Origin of the sequence: Propioniciclava sp., assembly GCF_029977985.1 — a bacterium.
In the GTDB taxonomy this organism is placed as follows: Bacteria; Actinomycetota; Actinomycetes; order Propionibacteriales; family Propionibacteriaceae; genus Propioniciclava.
In genome coordinates, this window is the sequence record NZ_JARKOT010000011.1 from 1 (window position 1) to 21854 (window position 21854).

Annotated in this window: 22 protein-coding genes and 1 pseudogene; 12 read left to right on the top strand and 11 right to left on the bottom strand. The window is 71.0% G+C overall.

Annotation, left to right across the window (positions count from 1 at the left end):
* Positions 1-22 precede the first annotated feature (22 nt).
* Positions 23-784, top strand: coding sequence for an alpha/beta fold hydrolase (locus tag Q1K57_RS00920; RefSeq protein WP_300077857.1), 762 nt, complete (start codon positions 23-25; stop codon positions 782-784).
* A 22-nt stretch (positions 785-806) separates the two neighbouring features.
* On the opposite strand, the gene Q1K57_RS00925 is transcribed toward Q1K57_RS00920, so the two are convergent.
* The 3 genes from Q1K57_RS00925 to Q1K57_RS00935 form a co-directional block, all read right to left on the bottom strand.
* The gene (locus tag Q1K57_RS00925; RefSeq protein ID WP_300077860.1) at positions 807-1865 is read right to left on the bottom strand and encodes a hypothetical protein; all 1059 of its coding nucleotides are present in this window, start codon (positions 1863-1865) and stop codon (positions 807-809) included.
* The gene (locus Q1K57_RS00930; protein WP_300077863.1) at positions 1858-2967 is read right to left on the bottom strand and encodes a C40 family peptidase; all 1110 of its coding nucleotides are present in this window, start codon (positions 2965-2967) and stop codon (positions 1858-1860) included. The genes Q1K57_RS00925 and Q1K57_RS00930 overlap by 8 nt, the downstream gene beginning before the upstream one ends.
* Before the next feature lie 108 nt (positions 2968-3075).
* The gene (locus tag Q1K57_RS00935) at positions 3076-3339 is read right to left on the bottom strand and encodes a hypothetical protein (RefSeq protein WP_300077866.1); all 264 of its coding nucleotides are present in this window, start codon (positions 3337-3339) and stop codon (positions 3076-3078) included.
* A 134-nt stretch (positions 3340-3473) separates the two neighbouring features.
* On the opposite strand from Q1K57_RS00935, the gene Q1K57_RS00940 reads away from it, so the two are divergent.
* A complete protein-coding gene (locus Q1K57_RS00940) occupies positions 3474-5282 on the top strand; it encodes a DEDD exonuclease domain-containing protein (RefSeq protein WP_300077869.1) in 1809 nt (602 codons plus the stop codon).
* Here the strand turns inward: Q1K57_RS00940 and Q1K57_RS00945 are convergent.
* Positions 5186-7312 carry a DUF4185 domain-containing protein gene (locus Q1K57_RS00945; protein ID WP_300077872.1) on the bottom strand — a complete coding sequence of 709 codons (2127 nt, stop codon included), beginning with the start codon at positions 7310-7312 and terminating at the stop codon, positions 5186-5188. The two genes, Q1K57_RS00940 and Q1K57_RS00945, sit on opposite strands and share 97 nt — an antisense overlap.
* Before the next feature lie 39 nt (positions 7313-7351).
* On the opposite strand from Q1K57_RS00945, the gene Q1K57_RS00950 reads away from it, so the two are divergent.
* Positions 7352-7627: an Lrp/AsnC ligand binding domain-containing protein gene (locus tag Q1K57_RS00950; protein ID WP_300077875.1), complete on the top strand. Its 276-nt coding sequence runs from the start codon at positions 7352-7354 to the stop codon at positions 7625-7627.
* 27 nt (positions 7628-7654) lie between these two features.
* Here Q1K57_RS00950 and Q1K57_RS00955 read toward each other — a convergent pair whose 3' ends face one another.
* Positions 7655-8173, bottom strand: coding sequence for a peptidylprolyl isomerase (locus Q1K57_RS00955; protein ID WP_300077878.1), 519 nt, complete (start codon positions 8171-8173; stop codon positions 7655-7657).
* Between the two features lie 127 nt (positions 8174-8300).
* Between Q1K57_RS00955 and Q1K57_RS15655 the strand changes: the two genes are divergently transcribed.
* From Q1K57_RS15655 to Q1K57_RS00970, 3 genes are all read left to right on the top strand, one after another.
* Entirely contained in the window at positions 8301-9251 is a 951-nt protein-coding gene (locus Q1K57_RS15655; protein ID WP_366525308.1) for a hypothetical protein, read from the top strand.
* 257 nt (positions 9252-9508) lie between these two features.
* Positions 9509-9991, top strand: a complete 483-nt coding sequence (locus Q1K57_RS00965) for a hypothetical protein (RefSeq protein WP_300077881.1) — start codon at positions 9509-9511, stop codon at positions 9989-9991.
* 11 nt (positions 9992-10002) lie between these two features.
* On the top strand, positions 10003-10650 hold the full coding sequence (locus Q1K57_RS00970) for a hypothetical protein (protein WP_300077884.1): 648 nt from the start codon (positions 10003-10005) through the stop codon (positions 10648-10650).
* Between the two features lies 1 nt (position 10651).
* Here the strand turns inward: Q1K57_RS00970 and trpD are convergent, their stop codons facing one another.
* The gene (trpD, locus tag Q1K57_RS00975; RefSeq protein ID WP_300077887.1) at positions 10652-11710 is read right to left on the bottom strand and encodes an anthranilate phosphoribosyltransferase; all 1059 of its coding nucleotides are present in this window, start codon (positions 11708-11710) and stop codon (positions 10652-10654) included.
* Positions 11707-12117, bottom strand: coding sequence for a hypothetical protein (locus Q1K57_RS00980; protein WP_300077890.1), 411 nt, complete (start codon positions 12115-12117; stop codon positions 11707-11709). Before Q1K57_RS00980 ends, trpD begins: the two co-directional genes overlap by 4 nt.
* Positions 12118-12395: 278 nt before the next feature.
* Between Q1K57_RS00980 and Q1K57_RS00985 the strand changes: the two genes are divergently transcribed.
* From Q1K57_RS00985 to Q1K57_RS01005, 5 genes are all read left to right on the top strand, one after another.
* Positions 12396-13019, top strand: coding sequence for a heme-copper oxidase subunit III (locus Q1K57_RS00985; protein WP_300077917.1), 624 nt, complete (start codon positions 12396-12398; stop codon positions 13017-13019).
* 28 nt (positions 13020-13047) lie between these two features.
* Positions 13048-13848, top strand: coding sequence for a c-type cytochrome (locus Q1K57_RS00990; protein WP_300077893.1), 801 nt, complete (start codon positions 13048-13050; stop codon positions 13846-13848).
* Entirely contained in the window at positions 13845-14915 is a 1071-nt protein-coding gene (locus Q1K57_RS00995; protein WP_300077896.1) for a Rieske 2Fe-2S domain-containing protein, read from the top strand. Before Q1K57_RS00990 ends, Q1K57_RS00995 begins: the two co-directional genes overlap by 4 nt.
* Positions 14915-16609 carry a ubiquinol-cytochrome c reductase cytochrome b subunit gene (locus Q1K57_RS01000; RefSeq protein ID WP_300077899.1) on the top strand — a complete coding sequence of 565 codons (1695 nt, stop codon included), beginning with the start codon at positions 14915-14917 and terminating at the stop codon, positions 16607-16609. Before Q1K57_RS00995 ends, Q1K57_RS01000 begins: the two co-directional genes overlap by 1 nt.
* Before the next feature lie 81 nt (positions 16610-16690).
* The gene (locus Q1K57_RS01005) at positions 16691-18151 is read left to right on the top strand and encodes a GuaB1 family IMP dehydrogenase-related protein (protein WP_300077902.1); all 1461 of its coding nucleotides are present in this window, start codon (positions 16691-16693) and stop codon (positions 18149-18151) included.
* 20 nt (positions 18152-18171) lie between these two features.
* Here the strand turns inward: Q1K57_RS01005 and Q1K57_RS01010 are convergent, their stop codons facing one another.
* Entirely contained in the window at positions 18172-18579 is a 408-nt protein-coding gene (locus tag Q1K57_RS01010) for a DUF1761 domain-containing protein (protein WP_300077905.1), read from the bottom strand.
* Positions 18580-18651: 72 nt separating this feature from the next.
* Here Q1K57_RS01010 and Q1K57_RS01015 point away from each other — a divergent pair, with 72 nt between their 5' ends.
* The gene (locus tag Q1K57_RS01015; protein ID WP_300077908.1) at positions 18652-19341 is read left to right on the top strand and encodes a helix-turn-helix domain-containing protein; all 690 of its coding nucleotides are present in this window, start codon (positions 18652-18654) and stop codon (positions 19339-19341) included.
* Here Q1K57_RS01015 and Q1K57_RS01020 read toward each other — a convergent pair.
* From Q1K57_RS01020 to Q1K57_RS01030, 3 genes and pseudogenes are all read right to left on the bottom strand, one after another.
* Complete coding sequence (locus Q1K57_RS01020; protein ID WP_300077911.1) at positions 19331-19765, bottom strand: cytochrome c oxidase subunit 4; 435 nt, start codon at positions 19763-19765, stop codon at positions 19331-19333. The two genes, Q1K57_RS01015 and Q1K57_RS01020, sit on opposite strands and share 11 nt — an antisense overlap.
* Complete coding sequence (ctaD, locus tag Q1K57_RS01025; protein ID WP_300077914.1) at positions 19762-21477, bottom strand: cytochrome c oxidase subunit I; 1716 nt, start codon at positions 21475-21477, stop codon at positions 19762-19764. The genes Q1K57_RS01020 and ctaD overlap by 4 nt, the downstream gene beginning before the upstream one ends.
* A 1-nt stretch (position 21478) precedes the next feature.
* Positions 21479-21854, bottom strand: a pseudogene (locus Q1K57_RS01030) (cytochrome c oxidase subunit II); the annotation flags it as partial.

Consider the following 21854-nt stretch of genomic DNA (forward strand, 5'->3'; position numbering starts at 1 on the left):
TGCGGGCGCTTACGATGGCGCCATGTCGATCGCTCCGCACGCCGAGCCGTTCCACCACGAGGGCGGGAGCGTCGGCGTCCTGTTCTGTCACGGCTTCACCGGCAGCCCCAAGTCGCTGCGCGACTGGGCGGACGCCGTCGCGGCGGCCGGGCACTCGGTCGCCCTGCCCCGCCTGCCGGGCCACGGCACCCGCTGGCAGGAGTTGGCGGTCACGCGCTGGCAGGACTGGTACGCGTGCGTCGACGCCGAATACGCGGCGCTCGCCGATCGTTGCGAGCACGTGTTCGTGGCCGGGCTGTCGATGGGCGGGTCGCTGGCCCTGCGGCTGGCCGAGCAGCACAGCGACGTGGCCGGCCTGGTCCTCGTCAACCCGGCCTTGGGCTCGACGAACCCAGCCGCCCGGCTAGCGCCTGCGCTCAAGCTGCTGCTGCCGACCACGCCCGCGATCGCCAACGACACCGTCCTGGCCGGCGTCGACGAGGGCGCGTACCCACTCACGCCGGTGGCGGCCGTCGGGCAGTTGTGGAAGCTCTGGGCCGACGTCAAGGCCACCCTCGACCTCGTGACCTGTCCGCTGCTCGTCTACCGCTCGCGCGTGGACCACGTCGTACCCGCCTCGTCGGTGGAGACGATCCGTCGGCTGGTGTCCAGCACCGACTACAGCGAGGTGACGCTGCTCGACAGCTACCACGTGGCCACCATGGACACCGACGCCCACAGGATCGTCGCCGGCACGCTCGAGTTCCTCGCCCGCGTCAGCGGCGACGCCGTCCCGGCGGTCTGAGGCAGGGGGTGCGGCAGCGGCCTCAACCGCGCCGCGCCCGCTCGGCGTGAAGCAAGGCGGTCGCCTCGTGCTCGTCGATCCCCGACGCCGCCCACGCGGGAAGCCAGTCCCACACCCGGTCGCGGCCGTACGCCGCGACCAGACCGGCGACGGCGAGTTCGGCCCGCGCGTAGGCACCGGCCGCGGCAGCCGGGTCGGTGAACTCGGCGTCAGCGGGCAGGCCCACCTCGGCGGGGAGGCCGGCGAGGGCGGCGGCGTCCGCGGCAGCACCGGCCGGCCAGAGCGGGCGCGTCACCCACTCCGCCACGCCTTCGCCGAGCCAGCGCGGAAGGCGGTCGCGCAGTGTCCCCTGGGCGGCGTGGACGCCCTCGTGGGTGAGCAGTCCGGCGCGGTCCTCGGCGGTCCAGGCCTGGGCAGCGGTGCCGTCCACGACGACGACCGGTTGCGGGTCCCGGGTGGTGTAGGCGGCTGCCGCTCCCACGTCGGCACCCGCGGCACGGTGCCGGAACTCGAGGGCGTCCGCCGCCACCTCGACCACCAGGTCTCCCTGCCAGCCCCAACGGGACGCCCCCGCATCACCCACCCGCGCGGCGGCCGTGCCGGCGGCGTCCAGCCACGGATCCGCCTCGCCGGTGGCGGCGAGGACGCCGAGGGGCCCGTTCGTCGCGACCGCGCAGGCGTGCCGCAGCCAGACGGGTGCAGGCGTTGCGGCGGCCACGGCGTCCACAAGTCCGCCGGCCAGCGTGAGGGTGAGCTCGGCACGCGACGACTCCGGCTCGGCACCCACCCGCCACGTGACGGCGAACGCCCCGTCGGCGTCGGTGAGGTCGACCTCGGCGAGCCGCGTCCACGTGACGAACCAGGCGGTGCCGAGGGTGCGCGCGCCGGCGGTGAAGCACGCCGTGAAGGCCGCCTGGTCGCGTGCGGCGAGGGCGTCCCGCAGGGCCGCGGCGAGGCCGACGGGCGCCGTCGGCGTCCGGAGCGGAGCGCGCGCCGGAGCAGTGCAGCCACCCAGGACAGCGAGGGCCGCCGCCCCCAGCAGGGAGCGGCGGCCGAAGCGGGAGAAGACGAGGTCAGCCAACGACGCGGCGGGCTCCGGTGTAGGGGGCCGGGTAGCTGGCCAGCGACTGCATGACGATGTCGACGCGCGTGTTGCGGGCGTGGACGATGTTGCCGTTGCCGACGTACATGCCCACGTGGGAGACGGGCGAATACCAGAAGATGAGGTCACCGGGGCGCAGGTTCTCCCGCGACACCGGCGTGCCGAGCCGCGACTGGGCGGTCGAGCTGTGCGGGAGCGAGACACCGGCCGAACGGTACGCCGCGAGCATGAGCCCGGAGCAGTCGAAGGAGCTCGGGCCCTCGGCGCCCCACACGTACTGCGACTTGCCGACCTTGGAGATCGCGTACTGCGCGGCCTGCAGAGCCCGAGGATCGGCACCGCCGGACGGTGCGGACGCCGCCGGGGTCGACGCCGCGGTGGCCGTGGCGTTGGTGCTGACGGTCGCGGTGGCGGTGGTTGCAGCTGCCGTGGTGGCGTCGGCGACGACACCGGCCTGCCGATCCTCCTCCGCCTGCGCGGCCTCGAGCGCGGCGCGTTCCTCCGCGGTGAGGCGATCGAGCGTGCGGCTCATCTCGTCCTCGGCGGCCCGGCCCTGCGCGAGGAGGTCGGCCGACTCGGTCTCCCGCGCCTGGAGCGTGGCGACCTCGGCGGCGGCCGAGCGCTGCAGGTCGGCGAGGTTGGCCTGCTCGGCCTGGAAGTTCTGGACGACCGTGTTCATGTTCGCGGTCAGCTGCTGCGTGGTGGACAACGTCCTCATGAAGGTCTCGGGATCGCCGCTCACGAAGATCGCGGTGGTCTGATCGACGCCGCGGCCGCGGAACTGCGTCAGGGTGACCTGGCGGGCCTGCTCGGCGAGGGCGTCCACCTTCTGCTGCTGGGCTGCGATGTCGCCCTGGAGGGCGTCGAGCTTGCGCTGACCCTCCTGCAAGCTGATCTGCGCCTGCGCGTAGGACTCCTCGAGTCCGCCGAGCTGCTCGTGGAGGCGCTCGAGCTCCACCTGCGCCTGGGCGGCTGTGGTGGGAGCAGCCTGCGCCGGGGTCGCGAGACCGCTGGCAACAACGGCAACACAGGCGACGCCCGCGGCCAAGGAGGTCAGCTTCCCGCGCCAAGTCGTGCGCATGCAGGTCGTCCTTTCAGTCATCGGCGAGAACCATTCACCGATCGACAAGGGGGAAGACCTGTTGTCAGGTGCGGTGTGCGAGGTTTCTGAGAAAAGCTTAGGCCACTTTCAGCCGAAGTCCAATCGGTCGACCTCTGGTTGCCACCCGTTCCGGTCCCCGTCCAGCTCGGGTTCGAAAGAGGCGATGGGCCGCACCAGCCGCAGCGGCGGCAGCAAGCCACCCGCGTTCAGGGCGTCGAGCGCCCGCACCTCCTCGTCCGCCAAGGCGGTGCCCGTGGCGTCCGGGACGCCGAGCAGAGTGGACACCACACAGTCCTCGCACGCCGGCCCGCGGGCCGTGCAGGCGTTGCAGTCGATCATCAACCCGTTCATGTCCCCGAGGCTCCCACCCGCCTCCGACATTTCTTTCCCAGCCGGCCCGTCGGGCGTGCGCCACGGGCTCGGGGCGAGTCGTCGGCGCCCACACCGCGTGAAGATTGTCGGAGCCCCCTCCTAGCGTGCCGGTCATGACCTCAACCGCCACGCAGCCCAGCTTCGACGACCTCGGCTCCCCTCTGGCCTCCACGCCGTTCGTCGTGGTCGACCTGGAGACCACGGGGGCCGGGCCCGAGGCGTCCATCACCGAGATCGGCGCCGTGCGCGTGTGCGGCGGCGAGGTGACCGGCGAGTTCCAGACGTTGGTCAACCCCGCCGAGCACATCCCGCCGCTCATCCAGGTGCTCACCGGCATCACCGATGCGATGGTCGCCGGCGCCCCACGCGCCGGGGAGGTGTTGCCCTCCTTCTGGGAGTTCGCACACGGCGCGGTCCTGGTCGCGCACAACGCCGGCTTCGACATCGGGTTCCTCAAGCGGGCGGCCGCCGCACACGATCACGCGTGGGAGAACCCGCCCGTGGTCGACACGGTGGCGCTGGCCAGAGGCGTCCTGATGCGGGACGAGGTGCCCAACGTGAAGCTGGCGACGCTCGCCCGGCACTTCAAGGCGCCAGTCCCGCCCAATCACCGGGCGCTCACCGACGCGCAGGCCACCGTGCACGTCCTGCACGCGCTGCTCGAGCGGGTGGGCAACCTCGGCGTGTCGACGCTGGAGGATCTCCTCGAGTTCACGCGCGGCGTCTCCCCGCAACGCCGGGCCAAGCGCACGCTGGCGTCCGGTCTGCCCTCCGCACCGGGCGTGTACACGTTCGTCGCCGACCTGCCCGACCGTGAGGGGGCCCTTCGTCGGCAGGTGCTCTACGTGGGCAAGAGCGTGAACATCAGGTCGCGGGTGCGGACGTACTTCACGGCCGCCGAGAAACGCCCGCGCATGGAGGAGATGGTGCGCATCGCCACGGCGGTCGAGGCGACGGTGTGCCGCACCCCGCTGGAGGCCGAGGTGCTCGAGTTGCGGCTCATCGCCGCGCACGCGCCGCGCTACAACCGTCGCTCGAAGTTCCCCGAGCGGCAGCACTGGCTCAAGCTCACCAACGAGCCGTTCCCACGGCTGTCGATCGTGCGCCAGGTCGCCGACGACGCGGCGGCCTACCTCGGCCCCTTCGGCCGGCGGCAGGGGGCCGAGGAGGCGCAGTTCGCCCTCTACGACACCTTTGCGGTCCGGCAGTGTGCCGACCGCCTGTCCGAGCGGCGGCCGGGCACGCAGTGCGCCCTCGGCGAGATGGGACGGTGCGCGGCACCCTGCGACGGCACGGTGAGCCGGGCCGACTACGCCGTCCTCGCCGAGCGGGTGCGCGTGGCGCTCACCTCCGACGTGCGCGCCGTCCTCGAGGCCGGACGCCGCCGGCTCGCCCCGCTCGTCCGCGACGAGCGGTTCGAGGAGGCGGCTCAGGTGACCGGGCGGCTCGGCACGTTCCTGAACGCAGCGACGCGCGGTCACCGCATCCGCGCCCTGGCTGGCTGCGCCGAGATCGTGGCCGCGTGCCGCACCGTTGCCGGGTGGGAGATCCACGTCATCCGGCACGGCCGCCTCGCCGCGGCCGCGCTCGCCCGGAGCGGCGAGGTGCCCCAGTCGGTGGCGCGGGACGCCGTCGCCGCGGCCGAGCAGGTGGCCCGGCCGGTGCCGGGCCTCCCCGCCACGACGATCGAGGAGGCAGAGCGGATCGCGGCCTGGCTGGAGCGCCCCGGCGTGCGGCTCCTCGACATCGACGGCGAGTGGGCGTGGCCGCTCCACGGGTCGCTGGCCGCGGCCGATCTGCCCTCCCGCCTCGCCTCCCGCGGACGTCAGGTGGTCGAGTCTCCTCCTTGCGACGCGATGACCCCTGCGGCGGAGACCCCCACCGCGGCGACGGAGAGGTGGTGTTCCATGAGCACCACCTGATAGGGATTCCACGTCGACAAGGTGTAACGCAGCACGAGCGTGTCACCCTCACGGCGGGCGTCGTAGAGGTAGGGCGCGTAGGCGGCCCCGGTCGCGTCGCGCTGGGCCCCGAACACGCGGTCGCCGACGGGGTCGGTTCCGTCACCGAGGGCCTTGATGAAACGCGCGGCGGGGTCGCCGAACGACATGCCGCCGGCCACCCAGTCGAACAGCCGGTGGCGGGGCGACCACGGCCCCCACGGCGTCGACGCACTGCGCAACACGACCGCTGGCCCGACAGGGTCCTCAGGGCCGTTGCCCGCAAGCAGCAGGAACCGGCTCACCTCGGGCACCCAGCGCACCGAGATCTCGCCGTACGCGCCGGGTGCCAGCGTTGCGGCGCCGGTCTCATCCTCTCTCCAGCGAGGCGTGCCGCTGGGGTCGAGCCCGGCGAAGTAGCGCGGTCGCAGAGTGGGCCACGGGACAGGGCGACGCGATGCCAGCGCCTCGGCGACGCCGGGGGCGTCCGGGTCGAGGACGGCCAACCGCAGATCGCCCGCTCGGTAGGCGCCGCTGCCGAACAGGAGCCAGACGTCACCAGCCGCGTCGATTCCCGGCAGTCCCGCGCCGGGGAACGCCTGGACGGACACGTTGATGAAGTGCCGGTCTGAGACGGTCGTGAGGAAGTCGAAGGCGATCGGACGCCGCCGCGCCGCCGGGTCGATCCGCAGCGCGGGCTCGGCCGCCCGGGCCAGAACCGAGCGGCCCATGGTCTGGCCACCGCGGAAGTGGTTGGAGGTGAAGAAGCCGTACAGATGGCCGCCGTGGCTGATCGCCCCCAGCGGCACGTCGTACTCGCGCATCGTCACGCGGCCACCGCGCACCTTGAGCGGCGCGCCGTGGAACACCACGCGCGGCAGCGCCGCGTCGTCGCCCACGACTTCGGCGATGGCGTCGCGGGTGCCGAGCCAGGGGCGTCGGTGCCAGTGCGTGTCGCCGAACATGAGGAAGGTACGTCCGTCGTGGTCGACGCGGACGCCGAGATCGGTGCCCAGCACGCCTGCGGTCGTCACCGAGCGGCTCAGCGTGGGCCGGGGGCCGTCGGGGTACGGCTGGGTGTCGTGCTCGCCCGAGACCTGCGCCAGTTTCCGCGAGGACGCCGCGTCCACGGTGAACGGTTCGGCGTCGACGAGCCGCAGGCAGGCCGACCGGAGCCAGCGTCGCCCGGCGGCGTCGTACCGGTGGGCGTAAACCGAGCCGGCCTCGTCGGTGAGCGCCCACAACGCCCGTCCGGACGCGAACAGCGACACCCCGCGCACAGCGACACGCCCCTCGGTCACCGGCGCCCCCCGCCGAGTGGCGCCGCGGCGGTCGATCCAGAAGGTCTCGACGGTGCCGGCGCGCGGCACGGCGACGACCCAGCCGGAGCCGAGGGCGGCAAGGGCCGGGCGACCCGCGCCGGGCGAGCCGAGTTCGGCCCGCGCCGACCAGCCGCCCGGGCGCCAGTCGCCCCAGCGGAGTTCCCCTGTCTCGGCGAGCAGGGCGGTCAGCCCACCGCGTCCCGCAGCCAGGACGCCGTCACTCGCCCCCGCCGCGTGTCCCACGCGTAGCCACGGCGCCCCGTGGAGCCACAGGCCGACGCCGCTTCCGTCGGGGATCGCGGCCAGCACGTCGGCGCCGGTGCGGGCGGCGCTGACGACGGTTCCGGGCAGCGCCATCGACGCGACCCACCCCTGCGAGCCACGCAACTCCCAGGGCACGACGCCTACTGGCGAGGGCACGAGCGCGACGGCTCCGGTGCGTGTCGCCACGAGCGCTGCCGCGCCCACGGCGTCCGCGCTGACCGCAGCTCCACGGTCCCAGCCACGGTCGGGCCGGTCTTGCCGGCGCGCATACACGTGGACGCCGCCCCCAGCGGTGTCGGACACGAGGGCGAGCAGCGGGCCGGGCCGCCAGCAGCGGCGTCCGCGATCGACGAGGGACTCGGTGAGACACGTGGGCCCGACGACGGACGCCACCCCGGCACCCGGGCGGGGGGCATCCGTTGGCATGTCGGGACCCTACCGTCGCGAAAGCCCTAGGGTGAGGCCATGAACACCGCGATCGTCTTCGTCAACGCCCAGGTGGACCAGGTGCCCGAGGTCGCAGAAGCCCTCGCGGCGATCCCCGGCGTGACCGAGGTGTACTCGGTCACCGGGGCCATCGACCTGGTCGCGATCGTCCGGACGCGCACGGTCGAGGAGGTCGCCGAGGTCGTGACCGGGCGCATGAACAAGGTGCCCGGCATCCTCGACACGCAGACGCACCTCGCGTTCCGCGCCTACAGCGCGCACGACCTGGAGGCGGCGTTCTCGCTCGGGGAGTGAGCGGACCCACCCCCCGAGCGGGCTGGCTCAGCCCTCGGTGATGTCGACCGACTCGATGACGACCGGCTCGACCGGACGATCGGCGCGGCCGGTGCGAACACGGGCGATCTCGTCGACGACGGCGCGGCTGTCGGCGTCGGCCACCTCGCCGAAGATGGTGTGGCGGAAGTTGAGGTGAGGCGTCGGCGCCACGGTGATGAAGAACTGGGAGCCATTCGTTCCGGGGCCGGCGTTCGCCATGGCGAGCAGGTAGGGCTTGCCGAACGACAGGTCCGGGTGGAACTCGTCGCCGAACTTGTAGCCCGGCCCGCCGGTGCCGATCCCGAGCGGGCAGCCGCCCTGAATCATGAAGCCCTCGATGACGCGGTGGAAGGTGAGCCCGTCGTAGAAGCGGCCCGTGGTCGGCTGGCCCGTCTCGGGGTCGCGGTACTCCTTCGTGCCGTTCGCGAGGCCGACGAAGTTGGCCACCGTCTTGGGGGCGTGGTCGTCGAACAGGTCGATGACGATGTCGCCGTGGTTGGTGTGCAGGGTCGCCTGGGAGGCCACTGTGCTTCCTTTCCGAAGTGGTGCTGAGCGGTTCCCCACGTTAGCGCGCATCCGCTGTTGCGGTCCCATGCCAGCGGCTACGGTGGACGCACGCGATTACGCGAACCCAACCACATACGGAGGAACCGTGAAGAGGAAGCAGTTCGAACGCGCCGTCGGTGACACCACCCACGCCGCGACGGACCTCGGCAAGGATGCCCTCGCGCAGGCGCAGGCTTACCTGCTCCAGGCCCAGGAATACCTGGCACCGCGCGCCGAGGACGCCTACAAGTCCGCGAAGGGCTACGCAGCCGACGCCCGCAAGAAGGCCGCCACGTTGGCCGCCGCCGGCATGGATGCCGCCCGCCCCAAGATCGACGAGGCGCTCGACCGCGTCGGCCCGGCCGTCGACGATGCCTACCAGCGCGTCGCCCCGGTGATCGACACCGCGCGCGGCAAGGTGCAGTACGGCTTCGTGCCGTGGCTGTCGGACGTGCTTCACGAAGCGGCGGAGACGACCTCGAAGTTCGAGCTGCCCGAGGTTCCGAAGCACGTCGTGCCCCAGCAGCAGAAGAAGTCGGTGTGGGCGACCCTCGGCAAGATCCTGCTCGCGGGGGGCCTCCTGGCCGGGGTGGCGTACGCGGTTCGCAAGTTCCTGGCGCCGACGGACGCCGGCTGGCAGGCGCACGAGCCGAGCTCGCCGTACGTTCCCGCGACGGCGCAGAACCTCGTCGACGATCTGTCCGACAAGGCCGATGAGGCGGCCGACGCCGCCGACGAGTTCATCGACGATGTGAGTGCCGAGGCGGCCGACGTGGCCGAGGAGGTCTCCGACACGGTGTCCGACACCGCCGACGATGTCGCCGAGCAGGTCGATGACGCCGTGGAGGGCGATGCCGACCCTTTCGTCGATAGCCCTTACGGGGAGGGGTCCTACGTCGGGACCAACCCGCCGGAGGGCTTCGTCATCAAGGGCAACGAACGCTCGATGAAGTTCCACGTCAAGGGCAATGGTGGCTACGAGCGGACCATCGCCGATGTCTGGTTCGACAGCGAGGCGGCGGCCGAGGCCGCGGGCTTCACGAAGGCCCAGCGCTGAGCACGACTGATTGAGCTTGTCGAAACCGCGAGGGGGCGTGGCCGCAGGCCACGCCCCCTCGTCGTGCCCGCATCCGACGTCCGTCCACCGCCCAATCGCCGCTCGTCGGTCGGGCTGCGGTGCATCACCCGGCTGGGCGTAGCGGGACGGGAGATCCAGACGATGGGGGCGGGCCATTTCACGCCGCCGCTCACAAACAGCCTGCGGCGGGGGCCTTGTTGGGGTGAGAGCAGTTTTCCTCACCCCCAGGAGGCCCGATGTCCACCCTTTCCCGGCGAGATCGCCTGCCCGACCCGCACGCGTGGGTGGAGGCGGCGCCGTTCGCCGCCCACCTGGCTCGGCTCGCCGCAAGCACCGGCTTCCCGGTTGCCTGGATCGCGGTCCACGTCGGCCTGCCGGTCACGCTCGCCGCCCGGCTGCTCGGGGAGGACGACGGACGCCCCGTGCGCCGCCTCCCCCGCCACTTCGCCGCGCGCCTGCTGGCGCTGGACGCCGAGGCGCTCGGCCTGGCGGCCCGCGTCTCGGTGCCGGCGGCTCGCACCGCGCAGCACCTGGCAGAGCTGCGCGGCCGCGGCGGCGACCTCCGGGCGCTCGCCGCGCAACTCGGCACGACTCCGTCGCTGTTGGACGCCGCGGCCGACGGCGAGATCCACTTCGTGCCCCAGCCGTGGCTGTGGGCGGCGGTCGCCGCCTCCGCTCTATGGGACGCCCGCGTCCTCGCCGCCGTCCGGGCCGCTTAGGCTGTCGGGCCATGGGCTGGAACCCCCTCCTCGCCGTCCCGCTCGGCCTGCTCGTTGCTCTGACAGTCGCGCCGGTCCTGCGCCACCTGCCGCGCGTCGCGGACGCCCCCGACTACGCTGCCCTCGCCACGACGAGGTTCCGGGCGTCCGCGGGTATCGCCACCGCGTTCGCTGCCGCCGCCGTGATGCTCTGGGCGCCCCCGGCCCACTGGGTGGCTTGGGCGGCGCTCGTCCTGGCGGGCGTGCCCGCGGTCTGCATCGACGCTGCGACGACGTGGCTGCCACTGCCGTTCGCTCGAGCGGGCTGGGTGCTGGCCGCCGCTGGTGTGGTCGTCGCGGCCGCGCACTCGCCCGACCCGCCGTCTGTCCTCCTGGCCGCCGTCCTCGGCGCCCTCCTGGTGGGCGGCTTCTTCCACCTCGTCTGGGCGTTGTCGGGGGCGATCGGCTACGGCGACGTGCGTCTCATGGTGACGGTGGGTGCGGTGACTGCTCTGGGCGGCGCGACGCTGGTCGTCGCTGCGGTGTTCCTCGGCACTCTGCTGGGCGCCCTGGCCGGCATCGGCCACCGTATGCGCGGCAGGCGCGGCGCGTTCCCCTACGGGCCCGTTCTGCTGGCGGGCGCGTTCGCGGCCCTCCCGCTGGCGGCATGGGCGGCCTGAGTCAGACTTTCGCCGCCTGGGACGCCTCGACCCAGCGCTGCAGCAACGCCGTCGCGGCACCTGAGTCGACGGCCGCTGCGGCACGGGCGAGCTGCGGAGCGAACTGGTCGGCCAGCGTCACGTCCTCTGCCGGGCCGTCGTGGGCGAGCAGGGCCGCCGCCGCGTTGAGCAGCACGATGTCGCGGACCGGACCCGCCTCGCCCGCGAACGTCGCTCGCACGACCGCGGCGTTGTGAGCAGGGTCTCCGCCCACGAGGGACTCCTTGTCGGCCCGGCCGATACCGAGGTGCGCGGGGTCGAGCCTGGTCTCGGTCACGGCGCCGCCGGTGACGACCCAGACGGCGGAGTCGGTGGTCGTGGTGAGTTCGTCGAGCCCGTCGCCACCGTGGAAGACCAGCCCGCGGACACCGCGGCCGGCGAGCACGTCCGCCATGATCGGCGCCATCCGCGGATCGGCCACGCCGAGGGCGGCGGCGGTGGGCTGCGCGGGGTTCGCGAGCGGCCCGAGGAAGTTGAACGGGGTCCTGATGCCGAGCTCGCGTCGGGGCGCGGCCGCGTGCCGCAGCGAGGGGTGGTAGGCGGGGGCGAAGAGGAAGACGATGCCCGCGGCGTCCAGCACCTGCCCCTGGCGCTCCGGCGGAACGTCGAGGGCGACGCCGAGCGCTTCGAGACAGTCGGCGGTGCCACAGGCGGAGGAAGCGGCCCGGTTGCCGTGCTTGACGACCTTGGCCCCGGCCGCGGCGGCGACGATCGCGGCCATGGTGGACACGTTCACAGTGTTGGCCCGGTCACCGCCGGTCCCCACGATGTCGACGGCGTCGCGCGTCGGCAGTGCCAGGGGGCGCGCGTTGTCCAGCATTCCGGTCACGAGGCCGGACAACTCGTCGGGCGTCACCCCTTTGGCCTGGAGGGCCACCATGAAACCAGCGATCTGGGCCGGTGTGGCATCGCCGGACAGGACCTGGTTCATCGCCCACCCGGCGCGGAGGGAGTCGAGGTGGTGGCCGGTGACGAGGTGGGAGAGGATGTCGGGCCAGGTGGGGGTGGCGGCGTTGCTCACGTCAGCGCCGCGAGCCGCGTCCGGAGGAGGCCGGCGGCCGCCTGCGGCAGGCGGACCGGGTCGATCGGGTAGGCCACGACGGCGTCCGCGCGCGACCACGTGGCGAGCCATGCGTCCGCCACGCGGGCGACCAGCAGGAGAACGGGCGGGCAGTTGGGGGTCTCGTCCTTGATCATGCGGCACAGGCCCATCCCGCCGAGCGGGGTGGCTTCTCCGTCGGCGATGACGAGGTCGATGCCGCCGGCGTCCAGCACTTTCGAGACGGCCTGGTGGGTGGCGCACTCCTCGACGACCACCTCGGGCAGGTCAGCAGCGAGGCGGCGCCCGAGCGCGAGTCGCACCTGGTCGCGCACCGTCCGGTCGTCGGAGTACACCAGTACCGTCACGGCCCTTGCCTGTTCGCTCATCGCGCCTCACTCACGTTCGTCGACTCGCGGCCATGCTATCGGTTCCGCGCGGGGTTGCAGAGACGCCGCCGCCGCGGTCCCGGCGAGGTAACAAAGCTTCATCTATTTGGGCATTAACTGGGACTCCGGCGTGACCTCGGCAACCTCGAACGGTAATAATGACGCCCGTGGCGAACATACCGAGTGCGAGCGCGACCGTGGCCCTCCCCCATGGAGCCGTCCATCCCGTTCCGGCGGCCCGGCTGCATGGCGTCAAGGGCCGTCCGGACATGGTGGCGATCGGCACCCTGATCTGGCTGGCCAGCGAGCTCATGTTCTTCGCCGCTCTCTTCGCCGCCTACTTCTCCCTGCGCGACGCGACGACCGCGATGACGGCCCCCGGCGAGCAGACGATGTGGGAGTGGGGTGCCGGCCACTTCCTCACCGGCCCCGAGTTCGCCGGCCAGCTGTGGCCGTGGTTCTCGATGGTCAACACCCTGATCCTGGTGCTCAGTTCCATCACCTGCCAGATCGGCGTGTTCCGCGCTGAGAAGGGCTTCGTCGGCCGCACGGGCAACATCCTGAACGTCGCCCGGTGGGGCATGCGGGAGTGGTACTGGCTCACCTTCTTCATGGGCGCCGTCTTCATCGGCGGCCAGGCGTATGAGTACACGCTGTTGGCCTCCGAGGGCTTCCTGCTCTCCACGAACGCCTACACCGGCGCCTTCTTCATCGCCACCGGCTTCCACGGCCTGCATGTCCTCGGCGGACTCATCGCGTTCGTCGTCCTCATCGGGCGCACCTACCTGGCCCGCACGTTCACGCACGAGCAGCGCGTCCACGCGATCGTGACGTCGTACTACTGGCACTTCGTCGACGTCGTCTGGATCATTCTGTTCTCCGTGATCTACCTGATCCGCTGACCGACCCACCGAAAGGCGCACCACGCACATGCGAACGCAACGCACCAGACGGCGGAACCGGGCAGCCCGCCCCGTGGCCCTCGCCCTGGCCCTGTTCCTGCTGGGCACGCTCTATGCGGCGATCGCCCCGGGCAGCCAAGTGGCCGCCGACACGGGCACGTCCACCCAGGTGGCAGCCGGCAAGGCGCTGTTCCAGACGACCTGCTCCTCGTGCCACGGCCTGAACGGGGAGGGCACTTCGCAGGGGCCGACGCTGGTCGGCGTCGGCGCCGCCGCCGTCGACTTCCAGATGAGCACAGGACGGATGCCCATGGCCCGGCCCGGCGCGCAGGCGCCGCGCAAGGTCAACACCTACTCCGCCGAGGAGATCGCCGACATCGCCGCCTATGTCGCGAGCCTCGGCCCCGGGCCGGCGATCCCCAACTCGTCGGCGTACGACTACAGCAACCTGACTGCGGACGAGATCGCCCGCGGCGGCGAGATGTTCCGCACCAACTGCTCCGCCTGTCACCAGGCGAGCGGCGTGGGAGGCGCGCTACCGGGCGGCAAGTACGCGCCGCCGCTCACCGGCGTCGAGCCGCTGCACATCTACGAGGCCATGCGCACCGGACCCCAGCAGATGCCCGTGTTCTCCGAGGGCGCGATTCCGGATGAGGACGCCGCCGAGATCATCGGCTACCTCAAGAGCCTCGAGGAGCAGCCCACCCTCGGGTTCACCCTCGGCGGGTTCGGCCCGGTCACCGAGGGCTTGGCCGCGTGGGTCATCGGCATCGGCGGCCTCTGCCTGGTCGCCGTCTGGATCGCGTCCCGAGGAGCCCTGAAGCGATGAGCATCGACCACGACAGCCTCGTTCCCGTCGAGGACGCCGCCGCCCACCCCGTGCCCAACCCGGGTCTTGAGCAGCACGTCCCGCGGTACACCGACGACGACAGCGCCGCCGCGAAGCGCGCCTACCGCCAAGTGGTCGCCCTGTTCGGGCTGGTGCCGCTGCTCGCGATTGCCTTCGTGGTGGCCTACTTCGCCGTGCCGCAGGACCTGTGGGTGCCAATCCTGGGCACCGTGTGGCCGCTGAACACCCTGCTGCTCGGCCTCACGGGCGGCCTCGCCGTCCTCCTGGTCGGCCTCGGCGCGGTTCACTGGGCTCGCCAGCTGATGAGCGACCACGAAGTGGTCGAGGAGCGCCACTCCGCCGCCTCGGACGCCGCGACGCGCGCCGCGTTCGTAGAAAAGCTCAACGCCGGCATCGCCGACGCCGGTGTGAGCCGCCGCGGCATGATCCTCGGCAGCCTGGGGGGCGCCCTCGGCATCCTCGCGGTTCCAGCCATCGTGAGCCTGGCCGACATGGGCCCGTGGCCGACCGCCGACCTGCGCGCCGAGACGATCGAGAAGACCCTGTGGACCGAGGGCGTCGTGCTCTGCAACGACGTCAACGAGCGCCCACTGCGCCCCGAGGACCTCGAGATCGGCCAGCTCGTCAACGGCGAGCCGGAGAACCTGTTCGACCTGGAGGGCGCGGAATACCTGCGCGCCAAGGCGAAGTCGGCCATCGTGATCGTCCGCATGGACCCCAACACGATCAAGATCCCCGAGTCGCGGCGCGACTGGCATGTCGGCGGCATCCTCGCCTACAGCAAGATCTGCACCCACGTGGGCTGCCCGATCTCGCTGTGGGAGCAGCAGACGCACCATCTGCTGTGCCCCTGTCACCAGAGCACGTTCGATCTGGGCAACTCCGGCGTCGTCGTCTTCGGACCCGCCGCCCGCTCCCTTCCGCAGTTGCCGCTGAAGGTCAACGCCGAGGGCTACCTCGTGGCCCAGAGCGACTTCACGGTGCCGGTCGGCCCCAGCTTCTTCGAGCGCGACTCGCGCAACGACTACAAGGACGGTGATCGGTGATGGCCCGGCCAGCTGAGGTGGCCCCCGCGGCCGAGGTCCTCGAACCCCACACGCCCCCGAAGGCGGGCCCCGTCAGGGAACTCCGGGGCGTCGCCGCGTGGCTCGACGACTCCGTCGGCCTGGCGAAGATCGGCAAGGCCGGTCTGCGCAAGGTGTTCCCCGACCATTGGTCGTTCCTGCTCGGCGAGATCGCGCTCTACTCGTTCATCGTGCTGCTGATCACCGGCATCTTCCTCACGATCTGGTTCAAGCCGTCCATGGCCGAGATCGAGTACGCCGGTACCTACGAGCTGATGCGAGGCCGGCACGTCTCGGAGGCGTTCGCGTCGACCCTGGCCATCAGCTTCGATGTCCGCGGCGGCCTCCTCGTCCGGCAGATCCACCACTGGGCCGCCCTGCTGTTCGTGGCGGCGCTCACGGCCCACATGCTGCGCATCTTCTTCACGGGTGCGTTCCGCCGGCCGCGTCAGATCAACTGGCTCATCGGCGTCGGCCTCATGAGCATCTCGCTCATCGCCGGCTTCTCTGGCTATTCGCTGCCCGACGACCTGCTCTCCGGCACGGGCCTGCGCTTCGTCGACGGCTTGATCCGGTCGATCCCGGTGGTGGGCACGTGGCTGGAGTTCTTCATCTTCGACGGCGAGTTCCCCGGCGAGGCGCTGATCCCGCGGCTCTACATGGTCCACATCCTGCTGATCCCCGGCCTCATCCTGGGCCTCGTCTCTGCGCACCTGGCGCTGGTGGTGTACCACAAGCACACGCAGTTCCCCGGCCCGGGTCGTACCGAGACGAACGTGGTCGGCTACCCGCTGTTCCCCGTCTACATGGCGAAGGCCGGTGGCTTCTTCTTCATCGTGTTCGGCGTCCTGATCCTCATGGGCGCGACGCTGAGCATCAACCAGGTGTGGCTCTACGGTCCCTACAACCCGGCGCAGGTCACGGCCGGCAGCCAGCCCGACTGGTACATGGGGTGGGTCGAGGGCGCGCTGCGCATGGTGCCGCCGGGCTGGGAGTCGCACTGGGGGCCCACGACGTGGACGTGGGCGGTCTTCCTGCCGGGCGTGGGCCTGATGGGCGTCCTGTTCACCGCCCTCGCCCTGTGGCCGTTCATCGAGGCCAAGCTCACGGGCGACACGGCTGAGCACAACCTGCTCGACCGGCCGCGCAACGCCCCGTCGCGGACCGCGCTGGGTGTCGCCGGCATGGCCTGCTACGCCATGTTCTGGCTGAACGGTGCCAACGACATCATCGCCACGCAGTTCAATGTGTCGCTCAACGCGGTCACGAACGTGATGCGCGTGATGATCTTCCTCGCCCCGGTGCTCGCCTTCATCGCGACGAAGCGGATCTGCCTGTCGCTGCAGCGGGCCGACCGTGACCGTGTGCTGCACGGCGCCGAGTCGGGCGTCATTGAGCGCGCCGCCGACGGCAACTACACCGAAGGCCACGCTCCGATCGGTGAGGCCGAGGCGTTCACCCTCACCCAGCACCGCCAGTACGAGCCGCGCCACGAAGCCCTCACCGAGGATGAACACGGCGTGCGGGTCAAGGACGCCAGCGGCGTCAGCCCGCTGTGGGCCCGCCTGTCGCGCTGGTGGGTCGGCGACGACATCAGCAAGCCGACGGCGCTGGAGATCGAACAGGCGCGGCACCACGCCGTCGACGACGAGGATGCGCCGCGGCAGCTCACCTGACCGGGTTCCCCGACCTCGAAGGCCCCCGCCCACCCGGGCGGGGGCCTTCGGCCTGTCTGCCCGAAGCCCTAGGCTGTCCGCGTGCGTTTCACGACCGGGAAGCCCGACCACGACCTGACCTACGACGACGTCTTCATGTCTCCGACGCGTTCGGCGGTGCGGAGCCGCATGGAGGTCGACCTGACGTCCGCCGATGGCCTGGGGCTGCCTTTGCCGCTCGTCGTGGCCAACATGACGGCGATCTCCGGACGCCGCATGGCCGAGACGGTCGCCCGGCGCGGTGGTCTGGCCGTGATCCCGCAGGACCTCTCCCCCGCTGTCGCCACCAAGCTCATCGGCAAAGTGAAGGCGGCACACCCGGTGTTCGACACGGCCATCCACGTCTCCAAAGACACCGCGATCGTCGAGGCGCTCGCCCTGATCCCGAAGCGAGCCCACGGCGTGGCGGTCGTGCTCGACGACGAGCGCCGCCCCGTGGGTCTCGTGTCCCCGGCGGACGGCGAGGGTGTCGACCGCTTTGTGCCGGTCCACGAACTGATGACGACCGATCTGACCCTCGTAGGTGCCGACGCCGCGCCCGTGGACGTCTTCGAGCGCCTGGCGGAGCGGCGCCATCGCATCGCCCTCGCCACGAACGCCGAGGGGCGCCTGGTGGGCGTCCTGACGCAGAAGGGAGCCATGCGCTCGGCCATCTACACCCCCGCGACGGACGCCGCAGGTCGCCTCCGCATCGGCGCGGCCGTCGGCATCTCCGGTGACGTCGCGGAGCGTGCGCAGGCGATGTTGGACGCCGGCGCAGATGTCCTCGTCCTCGACACGGCCCATGGGCACCAGGACCGCATGTTGGAGGCCCTCAGGACGGTCCGGACGCTCCGGGACGCCCATGAGGCCGCCGGGGGCACCCACGTGCCTCTGGTGGGCGGGAACGTGGTTACTGCCGAGGGCACCGTCGACCTGATCGAAGCGGGCGCCGACGTGGTCAAGGTCGGCGTTGGGCCAGGCGCCATGTGCACGACCCGGATGCAGACAGGCGTGGGCCGCCCCCAGTTCTCGGCGGTGCTCGACTGCGCCGCCGCCGCGGCTGACCTCAACAAGGCGATTTGGGCCGACGGCGGCGTCCGGCATCCGCGGGACGTGGCGCTGGCGCTCGCGGCCGGCGCGGGCGCGGTGATGATCGGGTCGTGGTTCGCCGGGACGCACGAGTCGACAGGCGTCATGATGGCGGACGCCAACGGCCGCGCCTACAAGGAGAGCTTCGGGATGGCGTCGGCACGAGCGGTGCGGGCGCGCACGAAGGAGCAGTCGTTCTTCGAACGCGCCCGGGCCGGGCTGTTCGAGGAGGGGATCTCGTCGTCGCGCATGTACCTGGACCCGGGGCGTCCAGGCGTGGAGGACCTCATCGACTTCATCACCTCGGGCGTGCGGTCATCGTGTACCTATGCCGGCGCGCGGACCCTGCGCGACTTCCACGCTCGCGCCAACGTCGGCGTCCAGAGCCGTTCGGGCTACGAGGAGGGCCGCCCGCTCCACCAGAGTTGGTAGCCGCCCCTCGGCAGGCAGCCTCACAGCAGTCCGATCACGAGCGACATCGCCACGAAGAGAGCCAGCTGGTAGCCGACGTTGATCGCCGTCAGAAGCGGGCGCTTCTGCTCGAACGCATTGTGCTGGAGGAGGGTGGTCGCCGACAGGGTCAACCAGCCGACGAACCCAACCCCCAGCGCCAGCCAGACCGAATCGTTGCCGGTCGCAGTCGAGACCGCCCCGATCGCGACGGCCAGCCCGACCGCAGTCAACGCGTTGGCGACGACGAGTTGGAGCATGTTCCTCGTACGAGCCGCCCGGGAACGCTCCGGGCCGATGCCGGTGAGGCGCTCCCACTGCGCGGCCATGGGTCCCTTCTGGTACCAGAGGAACGCTACGACCATGCCGGCCACGAAGGCCCAGCCTACCCCGAGACCGTCGACCTGCATGGCTGCGGCTCCTTTCGCGCGGCCGCCGGCGGGTCGCCTTGCCTGCCCTGCGGATGGTTGAGAATATAAAGCATGGTGGACGTGGTCAAGCACCACCCGATGAAGACGTACGGGCAGTTCTGCGGACTCGCCCGAGCTCTGGACGTCATCGGGGATCGCTGGAATCTCCTGATCGTGCGCGAGCTCATCGCCGGCCCGCTGCGCTACACGGAGTTGCGCACCTCGCTGGCCGGCGTGGCGACGAACCTCCTGGCTGACCGGCTCCGCACCCTGGAGACTTTCGGCGTGGTCGAACGGCGGGTGGCGGAGGGCGGCGTCGCCTACGCGCTCACTCCCTGGGGGGAGGGCTTGCGCGCCCCGCTCGAAGCCCTCGTTCGCTGGAGCGCGCCGCTCATGGTGACCGGCGGTGAGGGCGAGGTGTTCCGTCCGCGCTGGCTCGTCCTCGCCCTCCCGGCCCTGCTGGCGGGCGTGACGGCCAGTCCGCCGGCCGTGGTCGGCGTCGAGGTCGCGGGGACGGTCGTCGTGTTGCGCGTCGACGCGGGCGGCGTCCACGCAGAACTCGGCGCCGAAGACGACGTCCCGGACACGCTGCTGTCCGCCCCACCCGCGATGCTGCTGGGCCTGGCCGCAGGCGCACTCGGCGTGGACGAGGTCGTCGCCGCCGGGCATTTGTCCGGGGACGCGGACGCCCTGCGGCGGGCGTTCCCGGCCGAGAGGCGCCGGCCCGTGTGCGGACCGACCGCGGCGGATCCTAGTGCTTGAAGTCGCCCCGGTAGAACTCGTAGGCCCACCCGAAGACGCACCAGATGCCGAATGCCACGCCGATCAGGGAGATCCACCAGCCGAACACAGGCCCGAGGCCGATGAGGGCCACGGCGCACGTCGTCCAGAACGGGACGAGGCTGCTCGGCGGGAAGAAGCCGATGGCCCCGGCACCGTCGACCACCTCGGCGTCCTTGCGGTCTTCCGGCCGGGGGATGGCATTGTGCCGGCTCAGCGTGTGTCCGGTGATGGCGAACGTGCCCCAGATCATGAGGCAGAACAGCAAGGTCAGCGCGAACACCGTGGTGCCGATCGGCTCCACCATGCCGTGCGGACTGGCCTGGTAGGTCATCCACGCATAGATGGGCGTGACCACGAGGAAGAAGATCGTGAGGAACAAGAAGATCCGGGATTCGGCCTTCACTTCTTCGCCTCCTGATCCTCGACGTCGACGAGATCCTCCTGCAGGGGGTTCTCGGGATGCGGGCCCATGCCGGAGATCTCCGGGTGGTGCAGGTCGAACGCCGGGGACTCCGAACGGATGCGCGGGAGCGACGTGAAGTTGAACCGGGGAGGCGGCGAGGACGTCGCCCACTCCAGGGAACGACCCCAACCCCACGGATCGTCCTCGGTCACCCGGGGCGCGTTGCGGTGGCTCGTCCACACGTTCCACAGGAAGGGCAGCATCGAAATGCCGAGCAGGAACGCCCCAACGGTCGAGACCTGGTTGAGGAGCGTGAACCCCTCACCGGGCAGGTAGTCGACGATGCGGCGCTGCATGCCTTCGATGCCGAGCCAGTGCTGCACGAGGAAAGTGGTGTGGAAGCCCACGAACACCAGCCAGAAGTGCAGCTTGCCGAGGGTCTCGTCGAGGAAGTAGCCGTAGAACTTCGGCCACCAGAAGTAGAAGCCGGCGAACATCGCGAACACGACCGTGCCGAAGAGCACGTAGTGGAAGTGGGCGACGACGAAGTAGGTGTCGGACACGTGGAAGTCGAGCGGCGGCGAAGCGAGAATGACGCCGGTGAGGCCGCCGAACAGGAACGTGGTCAGGAAGCCGACCGCCCACAGCATGGGGGTGTCCAGCCGGATGGACCCGCCCCACATCGTGCCGATCCAGTTGAAGAACTTCACGCCGGTGGGCACGGCGATCATGAACGTCATGAACGAGAAGAACGGCAGGTTCACCGCGCCGGTCACGAACATGTGGTGCGCCCACACGGAGATCGACAGGCCGCCGATGGCCAGCGTGGCCGCCACCAGACCCACATAGCCGAAGACCGGCTTGCGGCTGAACACAGGCAGGATCTCGGTGATGATGCCGAAGAACGGCAGGGCAAGCACGTAGACCTCGGGATGGCCGAAGAACCAGAACAGGTGTTGCCACAGCAGGGCACCGCCGGTGGCCGAACCGAGGATGTGGGTGCCGAGCACGCGGTCGCTGAGCAGCACGAGCAAGCCGGCCGCGAGCACCGGGAACACCACCAGGATCAGGATCGACGTCACCAAGATGTTCCAGGTGAAGATCGACATGCGCCACATCGTCAGGCCGGGGGCGCGCATCGTCACGATGGTCGTGATGAAGTTCACCGCGCCGAGGATCGAGCTCAGGCCCAGCATGTAGAGGCCGACGAGCCACAGATCGCCGCCGACACCGGGCGAGTTGATGGCGTCCGAGAGCGGCACGTAGGCGAACCAGCCGAAGGACGCCGCACCGTCCGGGCTCAGGAAGCCCGCGCACGCGATCAGGGACCCGAACAGGTACAGCCAGAAGGCGAACATGTTGAGGCGAGGGAACGACACGTCGGGTGCGCCGATGTGCAGCGGCAGCAACGCGTTCGCGAACGCCGCGAACATGGGGGTCGCGAACATGAGCAGCATGATCGTGCCGTGCATGGTGAACAGCTGGTTGAACTGCTCGAAGTCGAAGTACTGACGGCCGGGGAAGGCCAACTCCGCGCGGATCGCGAGCGCCAGCAGGCCGCCGAAGGCGAAGAAGGCGAGCGCGGTCCACATGTAGAGCTTCGCGATCACCTTGTGGTCGGTCGTGGTCATCCACGACATGACCAGAGCTCCCATGTTCTGCTTGCGAACCGGACGCGCAGCAGTGGCGTCCACACGGGCAGCGGTCGTCATGTCAGCCCTCCGTCCTCGGGCCGGCGCTGGGGAACGCGGGAACGGCCACGACACCGTCGTTGCCGGACGCCGCGAGTTCCTTGATCCGGGCGTTGTACTCGTTGACGCTCACGACCTCCACGTGGAAGACCATGGCGGCGTGGTAGGTGCCACACAACTCGGCGCACTTGCCGAGGAACGTGCCCTCCTTGGTGGGGGTCACATCGAAGCTGTTGGGGTGGCCGGGGATGACGTCGAGCTTGAAGTAGAAGTCCGGCACCCAGAACGAGTGGATGACGTCGGCCGACTGCAGGTTGAAGCGCACGGGCTCCCCGAGCGGCAGGACCAGCGTCGGGATGTCCTCGAGCGTGCCGACGGTGTGGGCGTCGGCGCCGATG

Bases quoted from the DNA above. Each gene is read 5' to 3' on its own strand.
- Q1K57_RS00920 (WP_300077857.1), top strand. From the start codon at position 23: ATGTCGATCGCTCCGCACGCCGAGCCGTTCCACCACGAGGGCGGGAGC.
- Q1K57_RS00930 (WP_300077863.1), bottom strand. From the start codon at position 2,967: ATGCGCACGACTTGGCGCGGGAAGCTGACCTCCTTGGCCGCGGGCGTC.
- Q1K57_RS00935 (WP_300077866.1), bottom strand. From the start codon at position 3,339: ATGAACGGGTTGATGATCGACTGCAACGCCTGCACGGCCCGCGGGCCG.
- Q1K57_RS00940 (WP_300077869.1), top strand. From the start codon at position 3,474: ATGACCTCAACCGCCACGCAGCCCAGCTTCGACGACCTCGGCTCCCCT.
- Q1K57_RS00945 (WP_300077872.1), bottom strand. From the start codon at position 7,312: ATGCCAACGGATGCCCCCCGCCCGGGTGCCGGGGTGGCGTCCGTCGTC.
- Q1K57_RS00950 (WP_300077875.1), top strand. From the start codon at position 7,352: ATGAACACCGCGATCGTCTTCGTCAACGCCCAGGTGGACCAGGTGCCC.
- Q1K57_RS00965 (WP_300077881.1), top strand. From the start codon at position 9,509: ATGTCCACCCTTTCCCGGCGAGATCGCCTGCCCGACCCGCACGCGTGG.
- Q1K57_RS00970 (WP_300077884.1), top strand. From the start codon at position 10,003: ATGGGCTGGAACCCCCTCCTCGCCGTCCCGCTCGGCCTGCTCGTTGCT.
- Q1K57_RS00980 (WP_300077890.1), bottom strand. From the start codon at position 12,117: ATGAGCGAACAGGCAAGGGCCGTGACGGTACTGGTGTACTCCGACGAC.
- Q1K57_RS00990 (WP_300077893.1), top strand. From the start codon at position 13,048: ATGCGAACGCAACGCACCAGACGGCGGAACCGGGCAGCCCGCCCCGTG.
- Q1K57_RS00995 (WP_300077896.1), top strand. From the start codon at position 13,845: ATGAGCATCGACCACGACAGCCTCGTTCCCGTCGAGGACGCCGCCGCC.
- Q1K57_RS01000 (WP_300077899.1), top strand. From the start codon at position 14,915: ATGGCCCGGCCAGCTGAGGTGGCCCCCGCGGCCGAGGTCCTCGAACCC.
- Q1K57_RS01010 (WP_300077905.1), bottom strand. From the start codon at position 18,579: ATGCAGGTCGACGGTCTCGGGGTAGGCTGGGCCTTCGTGGCCGGCATG.
- Q1K57_RS01015 (WP_300077908.1), top strand. From the start codon at position 18,652: ATGGTGGACGTGGTCAAGCACCACCCGATGAAGACGTACGGGCAGTTC.
- ctaD (WP_300077914.1), bottom strand. From the start codon at position 21,477: ATGACGACCGCTGCCCGTGTGGACGCCACTGCTGCGCGTCCGGTTCGC.